12 protein-coding genes are annotated in these 21,321 nt (G+C 74.0%); 2 read left to right on the forward strand and 10 right to left on the reverse strand.

All coding sequences use genetic code 11. The annotated features are described in order from the left end of the window. Window positions 1-525 precede the first annotated feature (525 nt). Entirely contained in the window at window positions 526-2,637 is a 2,112-nt protein-coding gene (locus tag A6F73_RS23970) for a tetratricopeptide repeat protein (RefSeq protein WP_244293480.1), read from the forward strand. Here the strand turns inward: A6F73_RS23970 and A6F73_RS23975 are convergent. From A6F73_RS23975 to A6F73_RS23985, 3 genes are all read right to left on the reverse strand, one after another. Continuing rightward, on the reverse strand, window positions 2,621-3,865 hold the full coding sequence (locus A6F73_RS23975) for a hypothetical protein (RefSeq protein ID WP_079135947.1): 1,245 nt from the start codon (window positions 3,863-3,865) through the stop codon (window positions 2,621-2,623). The two genes, A6F73_RS23970 and A6F73_RS23975, sit on opposite strands and share 17 nt — an antisense overlap. Window positions 3,866-4,559: 694 nt before the next feature. After that, window positions 4,560-4,757: a ferredoxin gene (locus tag A6F73_RS23980; RefSeq protein ID WP_063349674.1), complete on the reverse strand. Its 198-nt coding sequence runs from the start codon at window positions 4,755-4,757 to the stop codon at window positions 4,560-4,562. 41 nt (window positions 4,758-4,798) lie between these two features. Continuing rightward, complete coding sequence (locus tag A6F73_RS23985) at window positions 4,799-5,998, reverse strand: cytochrome P450 (RefSeq protein WP_063349675.1); 1,200 nt, start codon at window positions 5,996-5,998, stop codon at window positions 4,799-4,801. A 232-nt stretch (window positions 5,999-6,230) separates the two neighbouring features. Between A6F73_RS23985 and A6F73_RS23990 the strand changes: the two genes are divergently transcribed. Then, a complete protein-coding gene (locus A6F73_RS23990; RefSeq protein WP_063349676.1) occupies window positions 6,231-6,785 on the forward strand; it encodes a MarR family transcriptional regulator in 555 nt (184 codons plus the stop codon). A gap of 68 nt (window positions 6,786-6,853) precedes the next feature. Here A6F73_RS23990 and A6F73_RS23995 read toward each other — a convergent pair whose 3' ends face one another. The 7 genes from A6F73_RS23995 to A6F73_RS24025 all read right to left on the reverse strand — a co-directional run bounded on the left by A6F73_RS23995 (window position 6,854) and on the right by A6F73_RS24025 (window position 21,273). Next, the gene (locus tag A6F73_RS23995; protein WP_063351474.1) at window positions 6,854-8,083 is read right to left on the reverse strand and encodes a PLP-dependent aminotransferase family protein; all 1,230 of its coding nucleotides are present in this window, start codon (window positions 8,081-8,083) and stop codon (window positions 6,854-6,856) included. Window positions 8,084-8,148: 65 nt separating this feature from the next. Further along, window positions 8,149-9,306: an alpha-hydroxy acid oxidase gene (locus A6F73_RS24000; protein ID WP_063349677.1), complete on the reverse strand. Its 1,158-nt coding sequence runs from the start codon at window positions 9,304-9,306 to the stop codon at window positions 8,149-8,151. Then, on the reverse strand, window positions 9,303-10,400 hold the full coding sequence (gene hppD, locus A6F73_RS24005; RefSeq protein WP_063349678.1) for a 4-hydroxyphenylpyruvate dioxygenase: 1,098 nt from the start codon (window positions 10,398-10,400) through the stop codon (window positions 9,303-9,305). The genes A6F73_RS24000 and hppD overlap by 4 nt, the downstream gene beginning before the upstream one ends. A gap of 52 nt (window positions 10,401-10,452) precedes the next feature. After that, complete coding sequence (locus A6F73_RS24010; RefSeq protein ID WP_063349679.1) at window positions 10,453-11,769, reverse strand: MFS transporter; 1,317 nt, start codon at window positions 11,767-11,769, stop codon at window positions 10,453-10,455. Window positions 11,770-11,977: 208 nt separating this feature from the next. Continuing rightward, window positions 11,978-12,991, reverse strand: a complete 1,014-nt coding sequence (locus A6F73_RS24015) for an aminotransferase class I/II-fold pyridoxal phosphate-dependent enzyme (RefSeq protein ID WP_063349680.1) — start codon at window positions 12,989-12,991, stop codon at window positions 11,978-11,980. Continuing rightward, complete coding sequence (locus A6F73_RS24020) at window positions 12,991-14,037, reverse strand: class I SAM-dependent methyltransferase (protein ID WP_063349681.1); 1,047 nt, start codon at window positions 14,035-14,037, stop codon at window positions 12,991-12,993. The genes A6F73_RS24015 and A6F73_RS24020 overlap by 1 nt, the downstream gene beginning before the upstream one ends. Window positions 14,038-14,157: 120 nt before the next feature. Further along, complete coding sequence (locus tag A6F73_RS24025; protein WP_063349682.1) at window positions 14,158-21,273, reverse strand: non-ribosomal peptide synthetase; 7,116 nt, start codon at window positions 21,271-21,273, stop codon at window positions 14,158-14,160. Between the last annotated feature and the right edge of the window lie 48 nt (window positions 21,274-21,321).

The following is a 21,321-nucleotide window of genomic DNA, read 5'->3' on the forward strand; positions in this document are numbered from 1 at the left end:
CAGTGACTGGTCGAACTCCATCCTGCTCCATCGGTCGGACAATCCGGGGACGAACGGAGACGAGGAGGGCCGGGGCCCAGGGCGGGCCGTACCGGTTTCGTCGGGGGCAACTCCTCGGTGCCTCCGGTGCCGTGTCGGACAGGACCAGGTCCGGACCGCCGACAGCATCGGCGGAACCAGCGAGCGGCTTGGCCGCGGGCTCGCGGGGCGGCTATGGCCGGGGCCGGGTGAACACCCCCTGCTCGGTCTCGGCCGGGATCCCGCGCTCGACCAGCCGCTTGAGTTTCAGACGGACGTTGTTGGCGTTGGGGGCGCGATCTTCTGGGGAGGGGAAGCGGAACCGGATCCGGCTGTGGGCAAGCGGGCTGGTGCGCGCCCGTGGTGGGGTTTGGCAGGCTACCGTGGGGCCGGACGCGAGGGTGCGGCGGTGCTGGTCGGGTGCCGCGATGGACCAGGGGGTGTGGGGTGTTGGAGCCGGTGTCGCTGTCGGCGGTGGCCGCTGTTTTCGGCGCCGTGGGTGCGAGCGTGGCGAACGAGGCCGGTAAGTGGGCCTGGGAGTCGGCGGGTGCGTTCGTCCGCCGGGTGACGGGACGGGATGTGCCGGCGCCGACCGATGCCGCCGAACGGGCCACTGTGGCGCAGCTGTTGCTGGATGCGGCCGAGTCGGATCCGGCGCAGGCCAGGGCGCTTCGGGCCTGGCTGGGCGGCCAGGGCGGGGCCTGGTCCGGGCCGTTGGCGACGCCCTCCCTACTGCCGCCCTCCGACCGCTTCTTCACCGACCGGCGCAAGGTGTTGGCGTTGTTGGACAAGGAGGCCGGACGGAAGGCGGACGGCACGCCCCGCGTCAGCGTCCTGTACGGACCGCAGGGGATGGGCGTGAGCACCGCGGCCGTCCACTGGGGTGCGCAGCAGCGGAAGCGGTTTCCGCACGGGCAGCTCTACGCGGACCTCTCCGGCGGGTCGCTGGCCACCGCACCCGATGCGGCCGCCGTGCTCCGGCAGTTCCTGATCCACCTCGGCATGCCGGCGGACCGGGTTCCGCCGGCCGCGCAGGACCGGGTCGAGCGGTTCCGGTCGCTGGTCGCCGAGCGGCAGCTGCTCGTCGTGCTGGACCACACCCGGTCGGCGGCCCAGGTCCGGCCGTTGATCACCGCGGCCCCGGGCGTCGTCACGGTCGTCGTGGCCCGGCGTCCGCTCACCGGTCTCGACGCCGTCCCGATCCCGGTGGGGCCGCTGTCCGACAAGGACGCCAGGCGGCTGCTCACGGACCTCGTGGGGAAGGAGACCGTCTCAGCCGCCGGCCCCGCCCTGTCGGGCGTCCTCGAACGGTGCGAAGGATCGCCCTTCGCCCTGCGTGCCGCGGCTCCCCGGCTGGCGTTCATCCCCCAGCAGCGCCGAGGCCGGGGCGGTGGTGGTGACGGCGGCGGCGATGCCCATGTGGGTGATCCGGTGCGCGCCGCCGTGCAGGAGTCGTACGAGGCGCTGGAGCCGGAGGAGGCCCGGCTGTTCCGGCTCTGCGCCTTGCGGCCGTGGCCGGCCGTCGGTCCCGAGCTGGCCGTGGCGGTTGTCGGACCCCATGGAACTGGCGGGCTCACCGTCGAACGCGCTGGTGTCCTGCTGGCCGGGCTCGCCGAGGCCGGCCTGGTGGAGGCCACGCCCGAGGGCCGCTACCGATACCGGCCCGCCGTGCGCCGGTTCGCCGAGGAGCGGGCGGCGCGGGAGGACGGTCTGGCCGCGTGCGCGGGTGCGGTGACGCGTGCCGTGGAGCACCTGCTGCGCTTCGCCGTCCGGGCCGACTACGCGGCGTTGCGGGAGCGTTGGCACGTCGGGCCGCTCTACCGGGAGCTCGGGCCCGGCGACTACCCGGACGCCGGTGCGGCGTTGGCCGCGCTGGCCGCGGAGGTGGGCAACCTGGTCGAGGCGGTGCTCGCCGCCGAGGAGTTGGCCGCGCCGGCCACGGTGTGCGAGCTGGCGGAGGCGTCGTGGGCGGTGCAGCTCAAGGCCGGTCGGCACGAGACCTTGTTGCCGGCGCTGCGAACCGCCGTGCGGGCGGCGGTCGCGCACGACCCGGACTCGGCGATGGCCGGCCGGATGCACACCCAACTGGCTTTCGCCCTGATGGAGCTGGACCTGCTGGCCGAGGCCGAGAGCTGTCTGGTCGACGCCTCCTCGGCGTTCGAGCGGGCCGGCCACCTGCTGGGCCGGGCCACGGCCGTCGAGTCGCTCGGGCTGCTGAGGCTTCGGCAGTGGCGGTGGCAGCCCGCGTACGACTGCTTCGAGCAGGCCGACGGACTGCTCGGGTCGATCGGTCCGGAGCACGAGCGGGCGGGGGACGTTCCGCGGGCCCGGGCGCTGCTGAAGCGGCACCGGGGGCGGGCGCTGCGAGGCCTGGCCGAGTACGAGCGGGCCCGGACCTGGCTGACGGAGGCGTTGTCCGAATTCCGGCGTCTGCGCGACAACTACAACGCGGCCCGCACCCTCACCAACCTCGCGGAGACCTGGGCGGACACCTCGGCGACGGAACAGGCGCTGGCCGCGATCGACGAGGCCACCGCGATCCTGGACCGTGAGCAGGCGGAGCCCCATCTGCGCTACCTGGCGGGCCTGCGGCAGCAGTGCCTCACGGAACGGGACTGACCAGGACCGCGTGGGACGCGCCGCCGGTGCGCACCGTCAGCTCCATCGGCGGCAGCGGACGGGGGACGGCGGTGCCGTCCACCTGGGCGAACAGTGCCGAGGCGGCCGCCGCCGGGTCGAGCGAGGGGCTGGTGAGGCGGACGAATCCCCGGTCGCGCAGCAGCACTTCACAGGTGTCCGGACCGGAGACGAAGGCCGCGAGCGAGCAGTTCGGGTAGCGGGCGAGCGTCGCCGCGGCCCACTCCCGGGGCGGGCCGATCCGGGGGTCGTCGGCCTCCCCGTACCGGAGGATCGCGTCGGCCAGACCGAGGAGGCCCTGGTCGAGGGTGTCCTCGTGCACCGCGAGGTGATCGGAGCCGGGCCCGGCAGGCCCGTACCGGCCTTCGGCGACCCGCTCGATGGTGACCTCGTGCGGGCGGGGCCCCGGGCGGGTACGGACCCGCAGCGGCACGGTTCGGGTCGGTGGCCGGTAGGCGGGGAGTGGGAGCAGGTCCAGGAGAGCCGGCTCTGTCGGCTCGGGCAGTCCCATGACCTCGTAGAAGAGCGAACGCAGTAGGCCGGCCGCCTCGCCGGGTGCTGAGGTCGTCAATTCGCTGGTGCTGGTGATGGGTTGATGGTGCGTCAGGAGTCGGTTCAGCTGCGGCAGCAGAGGGGAGTCCAGGGCGAGTCTGGGGGCTTCGCGGACGAAGGCTGCCACCGGTGAGGTGGCGCCCAGGACTTCGTCGGAGGCCGTGCCGAGCAGGACGGGGGTGCCCAGTGCCGCGGCGTAGTAGCTGACCGAGCCGAAGTCCCCGATCACCGCGTCGGCGGCGATCAGTGCCTGCCGCCAGCTGTCCAGGGGGTCGATCAGGGTGAGGCCGGCCCGCTCGGCGCGGTCCAGCCAGAGGCGGACCTGGCCGGGGCCGTGGCCGTGCCAGATGTTCGGGTGGAGGACGGCCGCCACCCGGTAGTCGTCGACCGGGAGTTCGGCGGTGAGGCGGTCGAGCAGCCACGGCAGCGGGTCGTTCGCGCCGGCGTCACCGAAGAGCGACTGCGGGTTCCAGGTGGAGTTGAGCACGATGAACCGCTGCCCGGGTCGGACGCCGAACGCGCGGCGATGGCGTTCGCGGCGCGGAAGGGCGGCCAGGATGCGGTCGAAGCAGGGGTCGCCGCCGAGCACCGCCGTCGGAGCGGCCTCGGGGCAGGCTTCGCGCAGCCGGCCGAGCTGCTCGGGGTGGGAGAGCACCATCGCCCGGGCGAGCGGAACCCCGTCGGACAGCAGCCACTCGGGCGCCAGGCCGAAGACAGGGGCATGCGGCGCGTTCGGTGTTCGGTGTTCGGTGTTCGGTGTTCGGTGTTCGGTGTTCGGTGTTCGGTGTTCGGTGTTCGGTGTTCGGTGTTGCGAGCCTTTTATTGTATCCGGCTCCGTGCGAGAGGACGATCAACTTCCCCTGGAACTCGGAGAGTTCACCGCCGAAGCTGGCCGACAGGGCGAGGTCGACGGGGGTCTGCTTGGCCTGCTCCCACGGAAGTACCGGAACCCCGAGGGAGCTCAGCAGCTCGGCGACTCCTGCGCTGAAGGGGGACGATCCCGTGCAGGAGGCCAGTAACTGGATCCTGAGGTCGTCGCGGAACAGCGGAACGACGTCCAGGAGTCGGGTCGCGGAGGTCACGTTGTGGACGACGAGGAGAACGCGGCGGCAGCCACCGCGGGTGGTCCACCTCGAAGCGTCCTCGCCCACCGGAACCCGGATCCAGTCGGTCACCAGCCCTGCCAACCCGCCGCTCCTTCGATGCTCGCCGCCTCCCCCGCGCGAGGCCCGTCCATTGTTCCACGGCGTGGATGTCGAGGATCGGCCTCGGTCGGGGTCCGGTCGGTTCGGCCGGACCCGACGCGCGGTCAGGGGCGCCGCTCGGCGGCGGGTTGGTGGGGTGGGGGGTGGTTACGGCTGGTCGAGCCGGATGGCTGCGGCCGGGCAGACCGCGGCGGCGTCCTGGACGGCCTGGTGGAGGTCGGCGGGGGGTGCGGCGTCGAGGAGGACGACGATGCCGTCCTCCTCGCGCTGGTCGAAGACCTCGGGGGCGGCGAGTACGCAGTTGCCGGCGCCGCAGCACTTTTCCTGGTCGATGTGGATGAGCATGGCTTTCCCTTCGGAGGATCGGTTCGGACGTGGGAGGGCCGTTACCAGGCGAGGGGGAGCTCGTGGACGCCGTAGATGAGCATGTCGCCCCGGAAGCGGATCTCCTCGAACGGTACGGCCAGGCGCAGTTCGGGCAGTCGCTGCAGGATGGTGTTCAGCGCGATCTGCAGTTCCAGCCGGGCCAGGGGCTGTCCGAGGCACTGGTGGACGCCGAAGCCGAAGGCCAGGTGGAGGCGTGCGTCGCGGGAGAGGTCGAGTTCGTCGCCGTCGGGGAACTTCTGCTCGTCCCGGTTCGCGGTGCTGATCATGCAGATCACGCCCTCGCCCGCCCGGATCCGGACGCCGCCGACGGTGACGTCCTCGGTGGCGACCCGGGTCAGGCCGGAGTGCACGATGGTGAGGTAGCGCAGCAGTTCCTCGACGGCGCCGGCGACCGACTCCGGGTGCTCGCGCAGGTGGGCGAGCTGGGTGGGGTTCTGCAGCAGGGCCAGGATGGAGAGTGCGGTCATGTTCGCCGTGGTCTCGTGTCCGGCGACGAGCAGCAGCCGGCCCATGGCGCCGATCTCCTCGGTGCTCAGCTCGCCGCGGGCGACCAGGCGGCTGAGGATGCCGTCGTCGGGCTCGGTGCGCTTGGAGTCGGTGAGCTTGACCAGGTAGTCGGCCAGGTTCTTCTGGGCGATCTGCACCTCTTCGACCGAGGAGTCGCGGCGCAGCAGGACCCGGCTGCACTCCTGGAAGAAGTCGTGGTCCTGGTAGGGGACGCCGAGCAGCAGGCAGATGACCAGGGACGGCAGCGGCAGCGCGAACTCGTGGACCAGGTCGCCGGAGTTGCGGCCGGCGGTCAGCTCGTCGAGCAGGTCGTCGGCGATGCGCTGGACCTCGGGGCGCAGTGCCTCGACCTTCTTGATCATGAATTCGCTGGTGAGCATCCGGCGCAGCTGGGCGTGCTCCGGGTCGTCCATCCGGATGAAGGTCCGCTGGCCGGTGCTCAGCTGCCGGGCGCCGGCGCTGATGAACGGGAAGCCGGGCCGGGCGGCGTCCGAGCTGAAGCGGGCGTCGCTGAGCACGGCCTTGATGTCGTCGTGGCGGGTGACCAGCCAGCTGGGGGCGCCGTCCCAGAGGGCGATCCGGCTGATCGGTTCGTCCTGCTGGGCCTGCTGGTAGGCCGGCGGCGGGTCGAACGGGCAGCCGCCACGGGCGGCGGGGTGGGTGAACTGGGGGTGGTGAGCGGCGGTGGCCATCATGGGCTCCCTTCACGGAGCGGATTTGCCGGTGGCGCCGAGCGGATGGGCCTGCGGTGCCGTGGGGTAGCGCCCGGGACCATTGCATGCCCTAAGCAACTAACTCACCGTCACGCTAACTCGCGGTCAGTGGTGGCGAAAGGGTCCATCCGGTGGCGAACGAATCTGTCCGGAAACCGGTCAGTGGTCGAGAGGGGAGCCACTTCTCGAACGGGGTCGCTACAGTTCCCCCATGCCGGACGCAACAGACAATCCGACCGCCACCTCCGAACTGGAGGAGGTGCTGGCCTCGCTGGCCTACCTGCTGACCCGCTCGCAGGAGCACGAGCGCCAGACGGCGCGGGCCGGCATCACGGCGGCGCGCTCGGACGTCTACCTGCTGCGCGCGCTCGCCGAGGCCGAGGAGGTCAGCCGGGTGGGCGACCTGGCCGCCCGGCTGATGGTCAAGCCCTCCCACGTCACCCGGCAGATCGACCGGCTGCAGACCCAGCAACTGGTGGAACGCACCCCGGACGCGCTGGACCGCCGGGCCCGCCAGGTGGCGCTCACGGCCGAGGGGCGGGCGATGCTCAACCGTCTGAAACAGGCCAACATCGCCGGTCTGGCCAATGCGCTGGACGGCATTCCGGCACCGGACGTCGCCGCCACGGTCAGCGTGCTGCGCCACTTGGTGGACCGGTACGTGCGGCAGGTCCGGATCAAGATGCTGTCCGAGGACGCCACGCCGGCGGACCGGGCGGTCGGGGGCGTCGGGGGCGTCGACTCGGGCTCGTCCCACTGCCCCTGACGCGAGGGCCCGGCAAGGGAGGGGGCGCCGGAGCGGGCGCCCCCTCCGAGGTCAGGACCGTACGGCGATCAGGACCGTGCGGCGATCAGGGCGGCCAGCCCGTCCAGCCCGCGGTCGACGGTGTCCGGGTCGACCTGGCTGACGGAGAGCCGCAGTTGCCGCTCCCCGCCCGCGCCCGGGTAGAAGTGCGACATCGGGGTCCAGATCACCCCGTACTCCGAGGCCGAGAGTTCGAGCAGTGCGTCGTCCACCGCGAACGGCACCGTGACCACCAGGAAGAACCCGCCGCGCGGCTCGTTCCAGCTCACCCCGCTGCCGGGCGGGAATCGCCGGGCCAGGCCCGCCAGGACGAGCGCGAGGTTGCGCCGGTAGAGCGCGGCGACCTCGGTGTTGGCGGCCCGCAGGCTGTAGCCGTGTTCGAGCAGTGCCCCGCCGATCACGGCCTGGGCGATCGGTGAGGTGTTCACCGTGGTCATGCTCTTGATCATGCCGAGCAGGTCGGCCAGCAGGTCGGTACCGCCCGCGCCGTCGGCCACCGGCTGGTCCGCCACCACGTACCCGACCCGGGCGCCCGGGAGGGCCGTCTTGGCGAAGGAGCCGAGGTGGACGACCCGCCGTTCGGTGTCCAGGGCCTTGAGCGAGGGCAGCCGCTCCTCGCCGGCGAAGACGCAGTACGGGTTGTCCTCCAGCAGGAGGAAGTCCTCCTCGGCGGCCAGGGCGAGCAGCTCCCGCCGCAGCTCCAGCGGCAGGCTGGCCCCGCTCGGGTTGGCGACGTCCGGTACCAGGTAGAGGGCGCGCGGGCGCAGCCCCTCGGCCCGGGCGGCGGCCAGTTGGCGGCGCAGGTCGGCGAGGTCCACGCCGTCCGGGCCGTCGGCCACCGGCCGTACCGGGAGGTCGGCGAGCAGCGCCGCGCCGGTCAGCCCCACGTACGTGGGCGAGACGGCGAGCACCACGTCCTCGGGGCCGCGGCGCAGTGCCCGCAGCACCAGGAACATCGCCTCCTGGCAACCCACCGTCACCACGATCGACTCGGCGGGCACCTCGATGCCCTCGTCCACCGCGAGGTGGGTGGCGATCAGCTCGTGGATGATCCCCTTGGTCCGCCCGTACTGGAGCACCTGCCGCCGGGCCGCCTCCTCGGAGAGCCCGCGCTCGGCGCGCAGGTGGGCGACGTAGCGGTCCAGGTGGCGGTGGACGGCGTCGAGTTCGAAGAACTGCTCCGCCGGGCGGCCCGCGGCGAAGGAGACCGCCTCCGGGTAGCGGATGGAGATCTCGTTGAGCAGGTTCATCGAGGTCATCGCCGGGTCGGCGAGGGAGGGGTGCAGGTCGGCCCGCAGCAGGCCGCGGGGTGGGGCGGTGGTGGTCACGGGGCACTCCAGGTGGGGCAGGGCATGGGGGTGGTGCGCAGCGCGGCGGCCGCGCTCAGGTCGGCGCAGCCCGCGAGGCCGAGCGCGTGCCGCAGCTCCGCGGCCAGCAGGTCGAGCACGTGGGCGCAGCCGGCCTCGCCCCGGGCCGCCAGGCCCCAGATCATCGGGCGTCCGAGCAGCACCCCGGACGCCCCGAGGGCCAGGGCGGTGAGCACGTCCGAGCCGCCGCGCACCCCGCTGTCCAGCAGCACCTGGCAGTCGCAGCCGGCCAGCGCCTCGGCGACGGCGGGCAGCGCGGTGATCGAGGGGACGGCCCGGTCGAGCTGGCGGCCGCCGTGGTTGGACACCACCACGGCCTCGGCGCCGAGTTCGGCGGCCCGCACCGCGTCCGCCGGGTCGAGCACCCCCTTGACCATCAGCGGCAGGCTGGTGTGCTCGCGCAGCCAGGCGAGATCCGCCCAGGTGACGGCGGGGGAGAGCAACTCGGCGGTGTGCGCGGCCACCGCCGAGACGGCGGTGGTGGCCTGGTGGGCCCGCCCGGCGGCGCCGTCTTCGAGCAGGACCGCGCGGACGTCCGCGGGCAGCGCGAAGGCGTTCTTGGCGTCGCGCAGGCGGCGGCCCATGAACGGCACGTCGGCGGTGACGACCAGGCACTCGCTGCCCGCCGCCTCGGCCGCCGCGACCAGTTCGAGCAGCCGCCCCCGGTCGCGCAGCCAGTACAGCTGGAACCAGAGCGTGGCTCCCGTCGCGGCCAGGTCCTCGAAGCCGACGCTGCTGAGCGTGCCGACGGTGAACGGCACCCCCGCCGCGGCCGCCGCCCGGGCCGAGGCCAGCTCGCCCTCGGGGTGGAACAGCCGGTGGTACGCGACGGGCGCCACCGCCACCGGCAGGCTCGCGCGGCTGCGCACCAGGGTGGCGGCGGTGTCGCAGGCGGAGACGTCGGCCAGCACCCGGGGCACCAGGGCCAGTTGGTCGAAGGCCGCCCGGTTGCCGGCGAGGGTGCGCTCGCGCTCCGCGCCGCCCTCCAGCCAGTCCCAGACCTCGGGCGCGAGCGCGGCCCGGGCCGGCTCCGCGTACTCGGCGACGGAGAGCGGCTGGGTGGAGGGTGGCTGGGAGGGGGAGGGCTGGTGCCCGGTCAGGGCCGGCGCGTTCATCCGGCCACTTCGCTGGCGCTGCGCTGGAGTTCGACGGCCTCGTAGAGGGCGCGGACGTTGTTGCTGCCGAAGGTGCGGGCCCGGATGCGCTCGATCACCTCGAAGAAGAAGGTGCCGCGCGGGTGCTGGGAGCGGGTGAAGATCTGGAACAGCTGGCCGTCGTGGTCCTGGTCGACCAGCAGGTGCAGGGCGCGCAGCTGGTCGAGGGAGTGCCGCAGCGGCGTCAGACGGGCGGGCAGTGCGTCGAAGTACGCGCCCGGGGTGCGCAGGAACGGCACGCCGCGCTCCGCCATCGCGGAGACGGAGTGCACGGCGTCGGCGGAGGAGAAGGCCACGTGCTGCACCCCGGCGCCGCCGTGGTCGGCGAGGAAGGAGGCGATCTGGCCGCCCGCGTCGGGGCTGAGCGGCTCGATCAGGGTGAGCGTGACGCTGTGGTCGGCGCTCTGCACGACCGCCGAGTCCATGCCGAGCGCGCCGACCTCGATCCGCTCCTCGAAGATCATCCGGAAGCCGAAGACCTCGCAGTACCGGCGGACGGTCTCGCGCAGCTCGCCGGAGGGGACGCAGACCGCGAAGTGGTCGACGGAGCGCAGCCCCGTCGTACCGGCACCGGTCACGGGGGCGGCGTCCGGCAGGCCGGGGATCCGGTCGGCGGGGGCCTCGGGGCCGCGTTCGATCAGGGTGTGCACCACGTCGCCGAAGGCGCCGACCACCGCCGTGACGCAACCGTGCGCGGCCTGCGGCGGGCGCAGCCCGTCGGCGCCCCGGCCGGTCAGCGTCCGGTAGGCGTCGGCGGCGTCCGGCACCCGCAGGGCCAGTGCGCCCACGCCGTCGCCGTGCCGGGCCAGGTAGTCGGTGGCCGGGTGGCCGCCGGCCAGCGGCTGGGTGAGCAGCAGCCGGACGGTGCCCTGTCCGACCAGCGCCGAGAGGCAGCGCTCGGCGGCCTCGCCGCGCTCGGTGGGCGGGACGAGCAGCTCGAAGCCGTACTCGGTGGTCAGCCGGGCGGTCTCGGCGGTGAGGTCGGACAGGTAGAACTCGATGTGGTCCAGTTCGACGGGGAGCGGGGCGGCGGTGGGCGAGGAGCGGTCGGTCATCTGAGGAGCTTTCTGGTGAGGAGGAGAGGAGGTGTCGGGGGTGATCGGGCGATCAGGTGCGCTGGAGGTCCGGGGCGCTCCCGGGCTCGGTGGGACTCTCGGAGTCGGCCGGAGGCTCGGTGGAGCTCTCGGGCTCTTCGGGGGCCTCGGTCCCGGCGGGGGCCTCGGATTCCGCGGGGGCCTCGGGCTCGGTCGGGGCCTCGGGCTTGCCGAGCAGGTGGACGGCCGCGAGCAGGGCGCCGAGCACCATCACGGCCAGCACGACCCGGAAGTCCAGGGCGGCCACCAGCCCGGAGCCGACGCCGACCGCGAGGGCCTGCGGGGCGGTGAGCGAGAGGTTGACGGCCGCCTGGGCGCGGCCCATCAGCTGGGGCGGCGTGGCCGCCTGGGCGGCCGTGGCGAGGCCGACCATGGCGGCCGGGATGCCCGCCCCGGCGATCACCAGGCCGGCCGCCACCACGGGGAGGGACGGCGCGAGCAGCAGGACCGTGCCGAGGCCGAACACCACCGACCCCGCCATGACCGTCCGGCGCGGCCCGAGCCGGCCGATCAGCAGACCGCCGACCACCGAGCCGCCCAGCGCCCCGACCGCCTCGATCGTCTCCAGCACGCCGAGGAACTGCGGCGGGCGGTGCAGCCCGTGCTGGGTCAGTGCGAACAGCACCGGCTGGAGCAGGCTCAGCACGAAGCCCGTGACGGCGGTGGCCGCCACCAGCGGGCGCAGCCCGGTCGCGCCGCGCAGGTGGGCGAAGCCCGCCAGTACCTCGGTGCGCCACCGGCGGCCCGAGGGCTCCGGCCTGGGCTCGTCCGCCCGCAGGCCGAGGAAGGCCAGGGCCGCCAGCAGCAGCACGCCGAGGTCGGCCAGCGCCACGGCGCGCCCGCCCAGCCAGCTGTAGAGGCCCGAGCCGAGCAGCGGCGCGACGAGCGTGGTGCCGGCCCGGGCGCTCTGGGTGAACCCGGCTGCCGCGCCGAAGTCCTGACGGTCCGTCAGGATCGTACGCAGCAGGGCGCTCTGCGCCGGGGCCAGTACGGCCCCGGCGAGACCGCAGAGCGAGGCGGTGCAGTAGATGATCCAGACCCGGTCCGGACCGTCGACGAGCAGCAGGGGCGTCAACCCCACCGCCACCACCAGGTTGACCCCGACCAGCAGCGGTCTGCGCCGGACCCGGTCGGCGAGCAGGCCGCCCAGCGGCAGGAGCAGCAGCGGCGCGGCGAAGCAGAACAGCACCAGCCCGGCGGCGGAGTTGCTGCCGGTCAGCACCTTGGCCCAGATGCCGAGGGCGATGGAGAGGGCGCTGTCGCCGAGGACGGACAGGGTCTGCCCGGCGAGGTAGCGCCGGAACTCCGGGCGGGCCAACAGCGGGTGCATCGCGGTTCCTTCGCTGCGCCGACGGCGCTTCGGGGTGCTGGACGTGCTGGACGTGCTGTGTGTGCCGTGTGTGCTGAGTTGCTGGGCTGCTCGGCGCGTGGGGCGCGGACGGTGCGCCCTCACGCGCCGTGCGCGGGGACATGCGGGAACGTGCGGGACGTGCGGGGAGGTGCAGGGATACGCGGGGATCCGCGGACGCGGGGTGCGGTCAGGGAGCGGCGGGCGCGGTGGCGCCGAAGCCCTCGATCACCGCGTCGTTGGCGTCCTTCTCACCGACGGCGATCCGGATGCCCTGCCCGGCGTAGTAGCGGACGGCCACCCCCCGGCGCTCCAGCTCCGTCCGCAGGGGGAGCTGGTCACCCGGCGCGACGACCCAGAGGAAGTTGGTCAGGCTGGGCGCCACCGTCCAGCCCAGCCCCAGCAGTTCGGCCCGCAGGCGCTCCCGCTCGGCGGCGATCTCGGCGATCCGCCGGTCCACCTCGTCCTGGGCCGAGACGGCGGCCAGCAGGCCCGCCTCCTGGAGCCGGTTCACCGCGTACGGGACCTGGTGGTCCCGTACCCGCTGGGCCACGGACTCCTCCGCGAGCGCGTAGCCGATCCGCAGGGCGGCGATGCCGTGCGACTTGGAGAGGGTGCGCAGCACCACCAGGTTCGGCCACTCGGCGATCCGGTCCGGGACGGCCGGGGCCGCCCAGTCCCGGGCGAAGTCGACGTACGCCTCGTCCAGCAGGATCAGTGCCGTGGCCGGGACCAGGCGGAAGAAGTCCGTCAGCTCCGCCCAGGAGTAGACCGTGCCGGTCGGGTTGTGCGGGTTGCACAGCACGACGATCCGGGTGCGTTCGTCCAGCCGCTCGGCCATCGCGGCCAGGTCGTGCCGGGCGTCGGGGCCGAGCGGGACGGCCCGGGCCTCGGCCCGGGCGATCTCGCAGAACAGCGGGTACGCGTCGAAGCAGGGCGCCGAGTGCACCACGTTGTCGCCGGGCTCGACGACGGCGTGGAAGAGGTCCAGCGCCACGCCCGCCGAGCCGTGGCCGACCGCGACCTGGCCGGCCGGGACGCCCTGCCAGTCGGCGATGATCCCCTCGATCCGCTGCGGGCGGAAGTCCGGGTACCGGTGCAGGTCGCCGGCGGCCGCGGCCAGGGCGGCCACGACGGACGGCAGCGGCGGGCCCGGGTGCTCGTTCTGCGCCAGCAGGTGTCTGGCGGCGGGGGCGGCGGCCATCAGTCGGTCTGGAGGACGTAGAGCCAGGAGTGCGGGGTGGCCAGCGCCTCGACGCGGTCGATCCGCAGCCCGGCGTCGGTGAACAGCTCCTCGTACGTCTCCTTGGTGTGCAGCGGCACGCCCATCATCGCGTGCGCCAGCTCGAAGCCGACCGAGAAGACCGGCAGGGCGCTCTGGGACTCGCCCGGGCCGCGCAGCATGGTGTCGCCGAGCACGAAGGTGCGGGCCTTCGGGAAGGCCTCCCGCATCCGGGTGAAGATCGAGGAACGGGTGGCCGGGTCGGCCAGCAGGTCGTGCAGCAGGAAGAAGCTCATCACGGTGTCGACCTCGGCCACCTCGGCGGCCTCGGCGTCGTTGTCGATCTGGGTGCCGAGCAGGCCCAGGACGTCGGCCCGGACGGCGGTGACGCGGTCCTGCATCCCGGCCGTGACGATGTCGCGGCGGGCGATGTCGGTGGCCGGGCGGCTGATGTCGATGCCCAGGCCCCGGGTGCCCTCGCGCTGCCCGACCACCCGGCGCACCCGGGCGGAGGTGCCGCTACCAAGGTCGGCGATGGTGCGGAAGTCGATGCCGGAGAGCACGTCGGTCAGCTGCGCGGCGAACAGCGACTGGTCGCACTGGGCGGAGCCGAGGGCGACCATCGCCTCGTCGCGCAGGACGTCCTCGCTGTAGCGGTGCGTCCCCGCGCTCAGGTGCCCGGCGCGGCCGAACACGTCGTGGTACCCGCCGACGGCCCAGGTGAAGTAGCCGCGTGCGGCGGCGACTTCGAGGCCCACCTCGGTGGGCACGTAGGTGCCGCCGTCGGCCTTGACGTAGCCGCAGTCGGCGGCGGCGCGCAGGACGGCCTCGGTCCGGGCGGTGTCGCCGCCCTGGGCGGTGGCCTCGACGGCCGAGAGCGGCTCGCCGCGCCCGAGCTTCTCCAGGACGCCGATCCGGTCCAGCGCGAAGATCACGTTGGCGGCGATGAAGCCGTTGTAGGCGTCGGTCGACGTGATCGGCGACGGGGTGACGCCGCGCCAGGTGTCGGGGATGGCGGCAGTGGTCATGGTGGTGTCCGTTTCTCGGTGGGCGGGCCGGGTGCGGCCCGCGCGGTGGGTGCAGGTCGGTGGCCTGCGGTCGGAAGGGATGCGAAAGTCGGCGGGTCGGGAGGCCGGTCGGGAGGCGGGTCAGGAGGCCGGTCGGGCGGTCAGACGGGCGGCGAGCACCGGACCGATGACGGCGAGCGCCTCGGGGCCCGTCATGGCGCCGTGGGTGCTCGGCACCTCGTGGACGTCGATCCGGCCGCCCACGTGGGGGCGCCAGCCGTCCGGGTCGGGGGCGTCGGCCGGGCGGTCCTTGGCGGCGGTGAAGACCACCGCATCGCCGTCGTAGCCGGGCAGCGGGAGCGTGTGAGCCAGCTCGGCGTTGGTCTGGAAGACCGCGACCACCCGGGCCACCGCGGCGCCGCTGAGGCCCGCGAGCGGGCCCTCGCCGTGCCGGACCAGCTCGGCGTAGCCGTCCTCGTCCTCGGGCCAGGCGTCGATCTCCCCGGCTGGGTGGCCGAGCGAGTCGAGGATCACCGCCAGCTGCGCCGGGTCGTCCCGCCACTGCTCGGGCCCGGCCTCGCCGGCGCCCGGGTAGGCGTCCAGCAGGGCCAGCAGCCGGACCTCCTCGCCCTGGTCGCGCAGCAGCGCGGCGATCGCGTGGGCGACGGCCCCGCCGAAGGACCAGCCGAGCAGGGCGTACGGGCCCTCGGGGCGGACGGCGCGGATCTGCGCGAGGTAGTCGCGCGCCAACTCCGCGACGGAGGAGGGGCGGTGGCTCGGATCGGCCAGGCCCGGGGCCTGGAGGCCGTAGATCGGCTGCTCGGCGTCGAGGTGGCGTAGCAGCCCCGTGTACACCCAGCTGATGCCCGCGGCCGGGTGGACGCAGAACAGCGGCGGGCGCGAGCCCCGGGTGCGGATCGGCAGCAGGACGGGGAAGCTCTCGGCGCCCGGCCCCCGGGCGAGCCGCTCGGCGAGCCCGGCGACGGTCGGCGCCTCGAACACGGTGCGGACCCCGATCCCCTCGCCCGCGCCGACCAGCTCCCGCAGCCCCGCGACCAGGCGGGCGGCCAGCAGCGAGTGCCCGCCCAGTTCGAAGAAGTTGTCGTCCACGCCGACCCGTTCGAGTCCGAGCACGTCGGCGAACAGCCCGCAGAGCACCTCCTCCTGCGGCGTGCCGGGCGCCCGCCCGGCGCCGGGCCAGGCGGCGGTGTCGGGGGCGGGGAGGGCGCGGCGGTCGACCTTGCCGTTGGCGGTGAGGGGGAGGGCGTCCAGGGCCACGACGGCGGAGGGCACCATGTAGTCGGGCAGGGTCGCGCCGACGTGGGCCCGCAGGAGGGCCTGGTCGACCGTCTGCCCGGGCCGGGCCACGGCGTAGCCGACCAGGCGCCGGTCGCCGGGGCGGTCCTCGCGGACCAGGACGAAGGCCTGGGCGAGGGAGGGGTGCCGGACGAGGGCGGCCTCGATCTCTCCGGGTTCGATGCGGAACCCGCGGATCTTGACCTGGTGGTCGGTGCGGCCGAGGTACTCCAGGGAGCCGTCGGCCCGGCGGCGGGCGAGGTCGCCGGTGCGGTACATCCGGCTGCCGGGGGCGTCGTACGGGTTGGCGACGAAGCGCTCGGCGGTCAGGCCGGGCCGGTTGAGGTAGCCCCTGGCCAGGCCGGCGCCCGCGAGGTAGAGCTCGCCGACGACCCCGGCGGGGACGGGCCGCAGGGCGGCGTCGAGGACGTGCAGCCGGGTGTTCAGGATGGGCCGGCCCAGCGGCGGTGCGATCCGGCCGGACAGCGGGGTGGTCATGCTGGCGCAGACGGTGGACTCCGTCGGCCCGTAGGCGTTGACCATCCGCAGGCGGGCGGACCAGTGCTCGACGAGGTCGGGCGGGCAGGCCTCCCCGGCGACGGCCAGGGTCTCGACGTGCGCGAGCGCGTCGGGGGGCAGGACGGCCAGGGCGGTGGGCGGCAGGGTGACGTGGGTGACGCCCTGCTCGGCGATCAGTTCGGCCAGGGCCGGGCCGGGCAGCAGCTGGTCGGCGGTGCCGAGGACGGCGCGGGCACCGGTGAGCAGGGCCATGCTGAGCTCGGCGACGGCGGCGTCGAAGGAGGGGGAGGCGAACAGCAGGACGCGGCTGTCGGGGGTGGGCGCCAGGCTCGCGCGCTGGCTCTCGATCAGGGAGGCGAGGCCGGTGTGGGGGACGACGACGCCCTTGGGGCGGCCGGTGGAGCCGGAGGTGTAGATGACGTACGCGGCGGCGTCGGGGGCGGTACCAGGCTCGGTGGCGGTTTCGGCGTCGGTGAGGTCGTGCGCCGGGTGGCCGGAGGTGTCGAGGTCCTCGACCAGCAGGCGCGGGACGGCGCTGTCGGCCGGCAGGCCTGCGGCCACCGCACCGGTGGTGAGGACCAGGACGGGGGCGGCGTCGGCGAGCATGTAGGCGATGCGGTCGGCCGGGTAGCGCGGGTCGAGCGGGAGGAAGGCCGCGCCGGCCTTGAGGACGGCGAGCTGGGCGACGATGAGCTCGGTCGAGCGGTCCAGGGCGATCGCGACGAACCGCTCGGGGCCCGCGCCGTGTGCGGTGAGCAGCCGGGCGAGGCGGTTGGCGCGTCCGTTCAGCTCGGCGTAGGTGAGCTGCTCGGCGCCGAAGGCGAGGGCGACGGCGTCGGGGCGGGCGGCGGCCTGGGCCTGGAAGAGCGCCGGGAAGGTGGCGGGGGCGACGGGGTGGTCGGTGTCGTTCCAGGCCGTGATCAGCTGCCGGCGCTCCTCCGGGGCCAGGATCTCCACCTGGCCCACCCGCTGGTCCGGGTCGGCCAGCACCGCGCGCAGGGCGCGCTCGAACCGCGCGGCCGTCGCCGCCGCCGTGGCCCGGTCGAACAGGTCGACGGCGTACTCGACCGACAGCTCCAGTCCGGCGGGGGTGCCGTCGCGGTCGAAGGTCTCGCCGAAGGCGAAGGTCAGGTCGAACTTGGCGAGGTCCGAATCCAGTGCCTCGACCCGGCCCGGCAGGCCGCCGAGGCGGATCTGTCCGGCGTCGCCGCCCGAGGTCAGCATCACCTGGCAGAGCGGGTGCCGGGCCGTCGAGCGCGCCGGGTTGAGCAGCTCGACCAGGCGCTCGAAGGGCACGTCCTGGTGCCCGAAGGCGTCCAGGGTGCCGATCCGGACGCGCTCCAGCAGCTCCCGGAAGCTCGGGTCGCCGGACGTGTCGGTGCGCAGCACCAGGGTGTTGACGAAGAAGCCGACCAGGTCGTCGAGGGCTTCGTCGGTGCGCCCGGCGACGACGGTGCCGATCGGCAGGTCGGTGCCCGCGCCCAGGCGGCCCAGCGTGGTGGCGAGTGCCGCCTGCATCACCATGAACACGCTGGCCCGGCTCTGCTGCGCCAACTCGACCAGGGCGCCGTGGAGTTCGCTGTCCAGGTGCAGCTCCACCGCTGCGCCCCGGCGGGTGGGCGCGGTCGGGCGGGGGTGGTCGTAGGGGAGCGCAAGCTCTTCGGGGAGGCCGGACAACGTCTGCTGCCAGTGGGCGAGTTGTTCGGTGAGCAGGGTGGTGGGCTGCTGTGGGGTGCCGAGGAGTTCGTGCTGCCAGAGGGCGTAGTCGGCGTACTGCACGGGGATTGGCTGCCACTGCGGTGCGGTGCCGGTGAGCCGGGCGTCGTAGGCGGTGGCGAGGTCGCGCAGGAGGGGGGCGACGGACCAGCCGTCGGTGGCGATGTGGTGCATCAGGACGAGCAGGACGTGTTCGTCGTGCGGGAGGGAGAGCAGCGTCGCGCGGACGGGCAGGTCGTGGGCGAGGTCGAAGACCTGCCCGCCGGCCTCGGTCAGGGCGGACTGGAGCTCGGCCTCGGTGGCCACCGACACGGTGTGCAGCGGGAGTTCGGGGCGCTCGACGATCAGCTGGTGCGGCTGGCCGTTGGTGGTCGGGTAGACGGTGCGCAGCACCTCGTGGCGGTCGAGGACGTCCGTCAGCGCGGCATGGAGGGCGGGGGCGTCGACCCGGCCGGTCAGGCGCACCGCGCACGGGGTGTTGTAGAGCGCGCTCGGGCCCTCGAACTGCTCGATGAACCACAGGCGTTGCTGCGCCGGGGAGAGCGGGATGCGCGCGGGCCGGTCGACGGGCCGCAGGGCCGGGCGGGCCGCGCCGGAGGCGGGTAGGACGGCGGCCAGGGCGGCCACCGTGGGAGCGTCGAACAGGGCCCGGATGGGCAGTTCGGTGCTGAGGGCGGCGCGGATGCGGCTGACCAGCTTGGTGGCGAGGAGGGAGTGGCCGCCGAGGTCGAAGAAGCGGTCGTCGATGGTGACGGTGGTGAGTCCGAGGACGTCGGCGAAGAGTTCGCAGAGGGTTTGTTCGGTGGTGTTGCGGGGGGCGCGGCCTTCGGTGGTGCTGGTGTAGTCGGGGGCGGGGAGGGCGCGGCGGTCGACTTTGCCGTTGGCGGTGACGGGGAGGGTGTCGAGGATGACGACGGCGGCGGGGAGCATGTAGCTGGGGAGGGTGTCGGTGACGGCTGCGCGCAGTTCGCCGGCGGTGACGGTGTCCGCGCCTGTGCTGGCGAGGGTGGTGTAGACGACGAGGCGTTTGTCGCCGGGCTGGTCTTCGCGGACGTGGGCGAGGGCTTGGCCGACGGCGGGGTGGGCGGTGAACGCGGTTTCGACTTCGCCGAGTTCGATGCGGAAGCCGCGGATCTTGACCTGGTCGTCGGCGCGGCCGAGGAATTCCAGGACGCCGTCGGTGGTCCAGCGGGCGAGGTCGCCGGTGCGGTACATCCGCTCGCCGGCGATGAACGGGCAGGCGACGAAGCGTTCGGCGGTGAGGGAGGGGCGGCCGGTGTAGCCGCGGGCGAGTCCGGCGCCGGCGATGTACAGCTCGCCTGCCACGCCGGCGGGTACGGGCTGCAGCGTGGTGTCGAGCACGTATGTCCGGGTGTTGGCCAGCGGACGGCCGATCGGCACCACGTTCGGGACTGCTGAGGAGGGGGTCATGGTGAAGGTGGTCTTGATGGCCGTCGTCTCGGTGGGCGCGTAGACCGCAACGACGGAGGTGTCCGGGCACGCCTGGAACAGCCGGCGGACGGCCTCGGGCGGGACGACGTCGCCGCCGGTCCACACCTGCCGGACGGCCCGGAAGGCCTCCGGCGTCTCCTCGGCCATCAGCCGCAGCAGGCCCGAGGGCGCCTGGACCAGGGTCACCCGGTGGGTGGTGATGGTCTCGGCGAGGCGCCGGATGTCCAGCTCGCCGGGCTCGGCCAGCACGATCGCCCCGCCGGTGACGAGCGGCGCCCAGATCTCGGTGGTGGAGGCGTCGAAGGCGGTGGGCGAGTGCAGCAGGACGCGCTCGTGGTGGCCCGTGCGGAAGTGCTGGTTGCCCAGCAGGTCCACCACGTTGCGGTGGGTGACGGCGACGCCCTTGGGCAGGCCGGTCGAGCCCGAGGTGTACATCACGTAGACCAGCTGGCCGGGGTGCACGGGCACGGCCGGGTCGCCCGCCTCGGGGGCCGTGGCGAGCAGCGCGTCGGTGACCTCGACGGTGGTGAAGCCGCCGGTGGCGAGGACCGGATGCCCGTGGTGGGCCGGGTCGGTGAGCAGCAGGCCGGTGCGGGTGTCGGTGAGGATGTGCTGGAGCCGGTCCAGCGGGTAGCGGTCGTCCAGCGGGACGTACGTGCCGCCCGCCTTGGCGATCGCGAGGACGGCCGTGAGCAGCCCGGCGGAGCGCTCCATCAGCACCGCCACCGGCTGCTCGGCGGTCAGGCCGCGCGCCAGCAGCAGGGCGGCGAGGCGGTTGGCGCGTCCGTTCAGCTCGGCGTAGCTGAGCTTTTCGGCGTCGGTGATCAGGGCGGGGGCGTCGGGGGTGGCGGCGGCCTGGGCCTCGAACAGCCGGGGCAGGCTGGTGTCGGGCACCGGTGCGGTCGGCCCGTTCCAGCCGGTGAGCAGGTGCTCGCGTTCGGCCGGGTCGAGGATCTCGATGCTGCCGATCGGGGCGTCCGGGTCGGCGGCGACGGCGTGCAGGACGCGCAGCAGCCGCTCGGCGAGGGCGGTGGCGGTGGCGTGGTCGAAGAGGTCGGCCGCGTAGTCGACGGCGCCGCGGACACCGAGGCAGTCGCCGTCCGCCGTGAGGTGCTCGACGAAGTTGAAGTTCAGGTCGAACTGGGCCTGGGCCTCGCCGGCCTCGACCGGCCGGGCCGTCACCGGGCCGAAGGCGAGATCGCCGGCCCGCTCCGTGTTCAGGGTGACGAGCGACTGGAAGAGGGGGTGGCCGGCGGTGCGGGTGGGGTTGAGGTGTTCGACCAGGCGCTCGAAGGGGATGTCCTGGTGGTCGTAGGCGTCGAGGTCGGTGCGGCGGACGCGGTCCAGCAGTTCCCGGAAGCTCGGGTTGCCGCTGGTGTCGGTGCGCAGCAGCAGGGTGTTGACGAAGAAGCCGACCAGGTCGTCGAGGGCTTCGTCGGTGCGCCCGGCGACGACGGTGCCGATCGGCAGGTCGGTGCCCGTACCGAGGCGGGTGTAGAGGGCGGCGACGGCGGCCTGCAGGGCCATGAAGAGGCTGGCGTTCTGCGTGCCGGCCAACTCGGCCAGCGCGGTGTGCAGTTCGACGTCGAGTTCCAGCTCCGCGGCGCCGCCCCGGCGGGTGGGCGCGGTCGGGCGGGGGCGGTCGTAGGGGAGCGCAAGCTCTTCGGGGAGGCCGGACAACGCCTGCTGCCAGTAGGCGAGTTGCAGGGAGACGACGCTCTCGGGGTCGCCCTCCTCGCCGAGCAGCTCGCGCTGCCAGAGGGTGTAGTCGGCGTACTGCACCGGCAGCGGCTCCCACTGCGGCTCGGTGCCGGCGAGCCGGGCCTCGTAGGCGGTGGCGAGGTCGCCGAAGAGCGGGGCGACGGACCAGCCGTCGCTGGCGATGTGGTGCGTCAGCAGCAGCAGGACGTGCTCGCCCGGCGAGGGGAGGGCGTACAGCCAGGCGCGGACGGGGAGATCGGCGGCGAGGTCGAAGACCTGCCCGGCGTCCTCGCGCAGCCGCTCGGACAGTTCGGCCTCGCCGGCCACCGGCACCCGGTGCAGCGGCGGGCGCCCCTGGTCGAGGATGTGCTGGTGGGGCTGGCCGTCGGTGGTCGGGAAGACGGTGCGCAGCACCTCGTGCCGGGCCACCACGTCCCACAGCGCGCCTTCGAGGGCGGCGGCGTCGAGCTCGCCGGTCAGCCGGAGGGCGAACGGCGTGTTGTAGAGGGCGCTCGGGCCCTCGAACTGCTCGATGAACCAGAGCCGCTGCTGGGCGAACGACAACGGGATCAAGGTCTGCCTCCGACTGGCGACGTACGGGTGCTGTGACTGCTGGGGCTG

Source organism: Streptomyces sp. MJM8645 (assembly GCF_001625365.1).
Lineage (GTDB): Bacteria > Actinomycetota > Actinomycetes > Streptomycetales > Streptomycetaceae > Kitasatospora.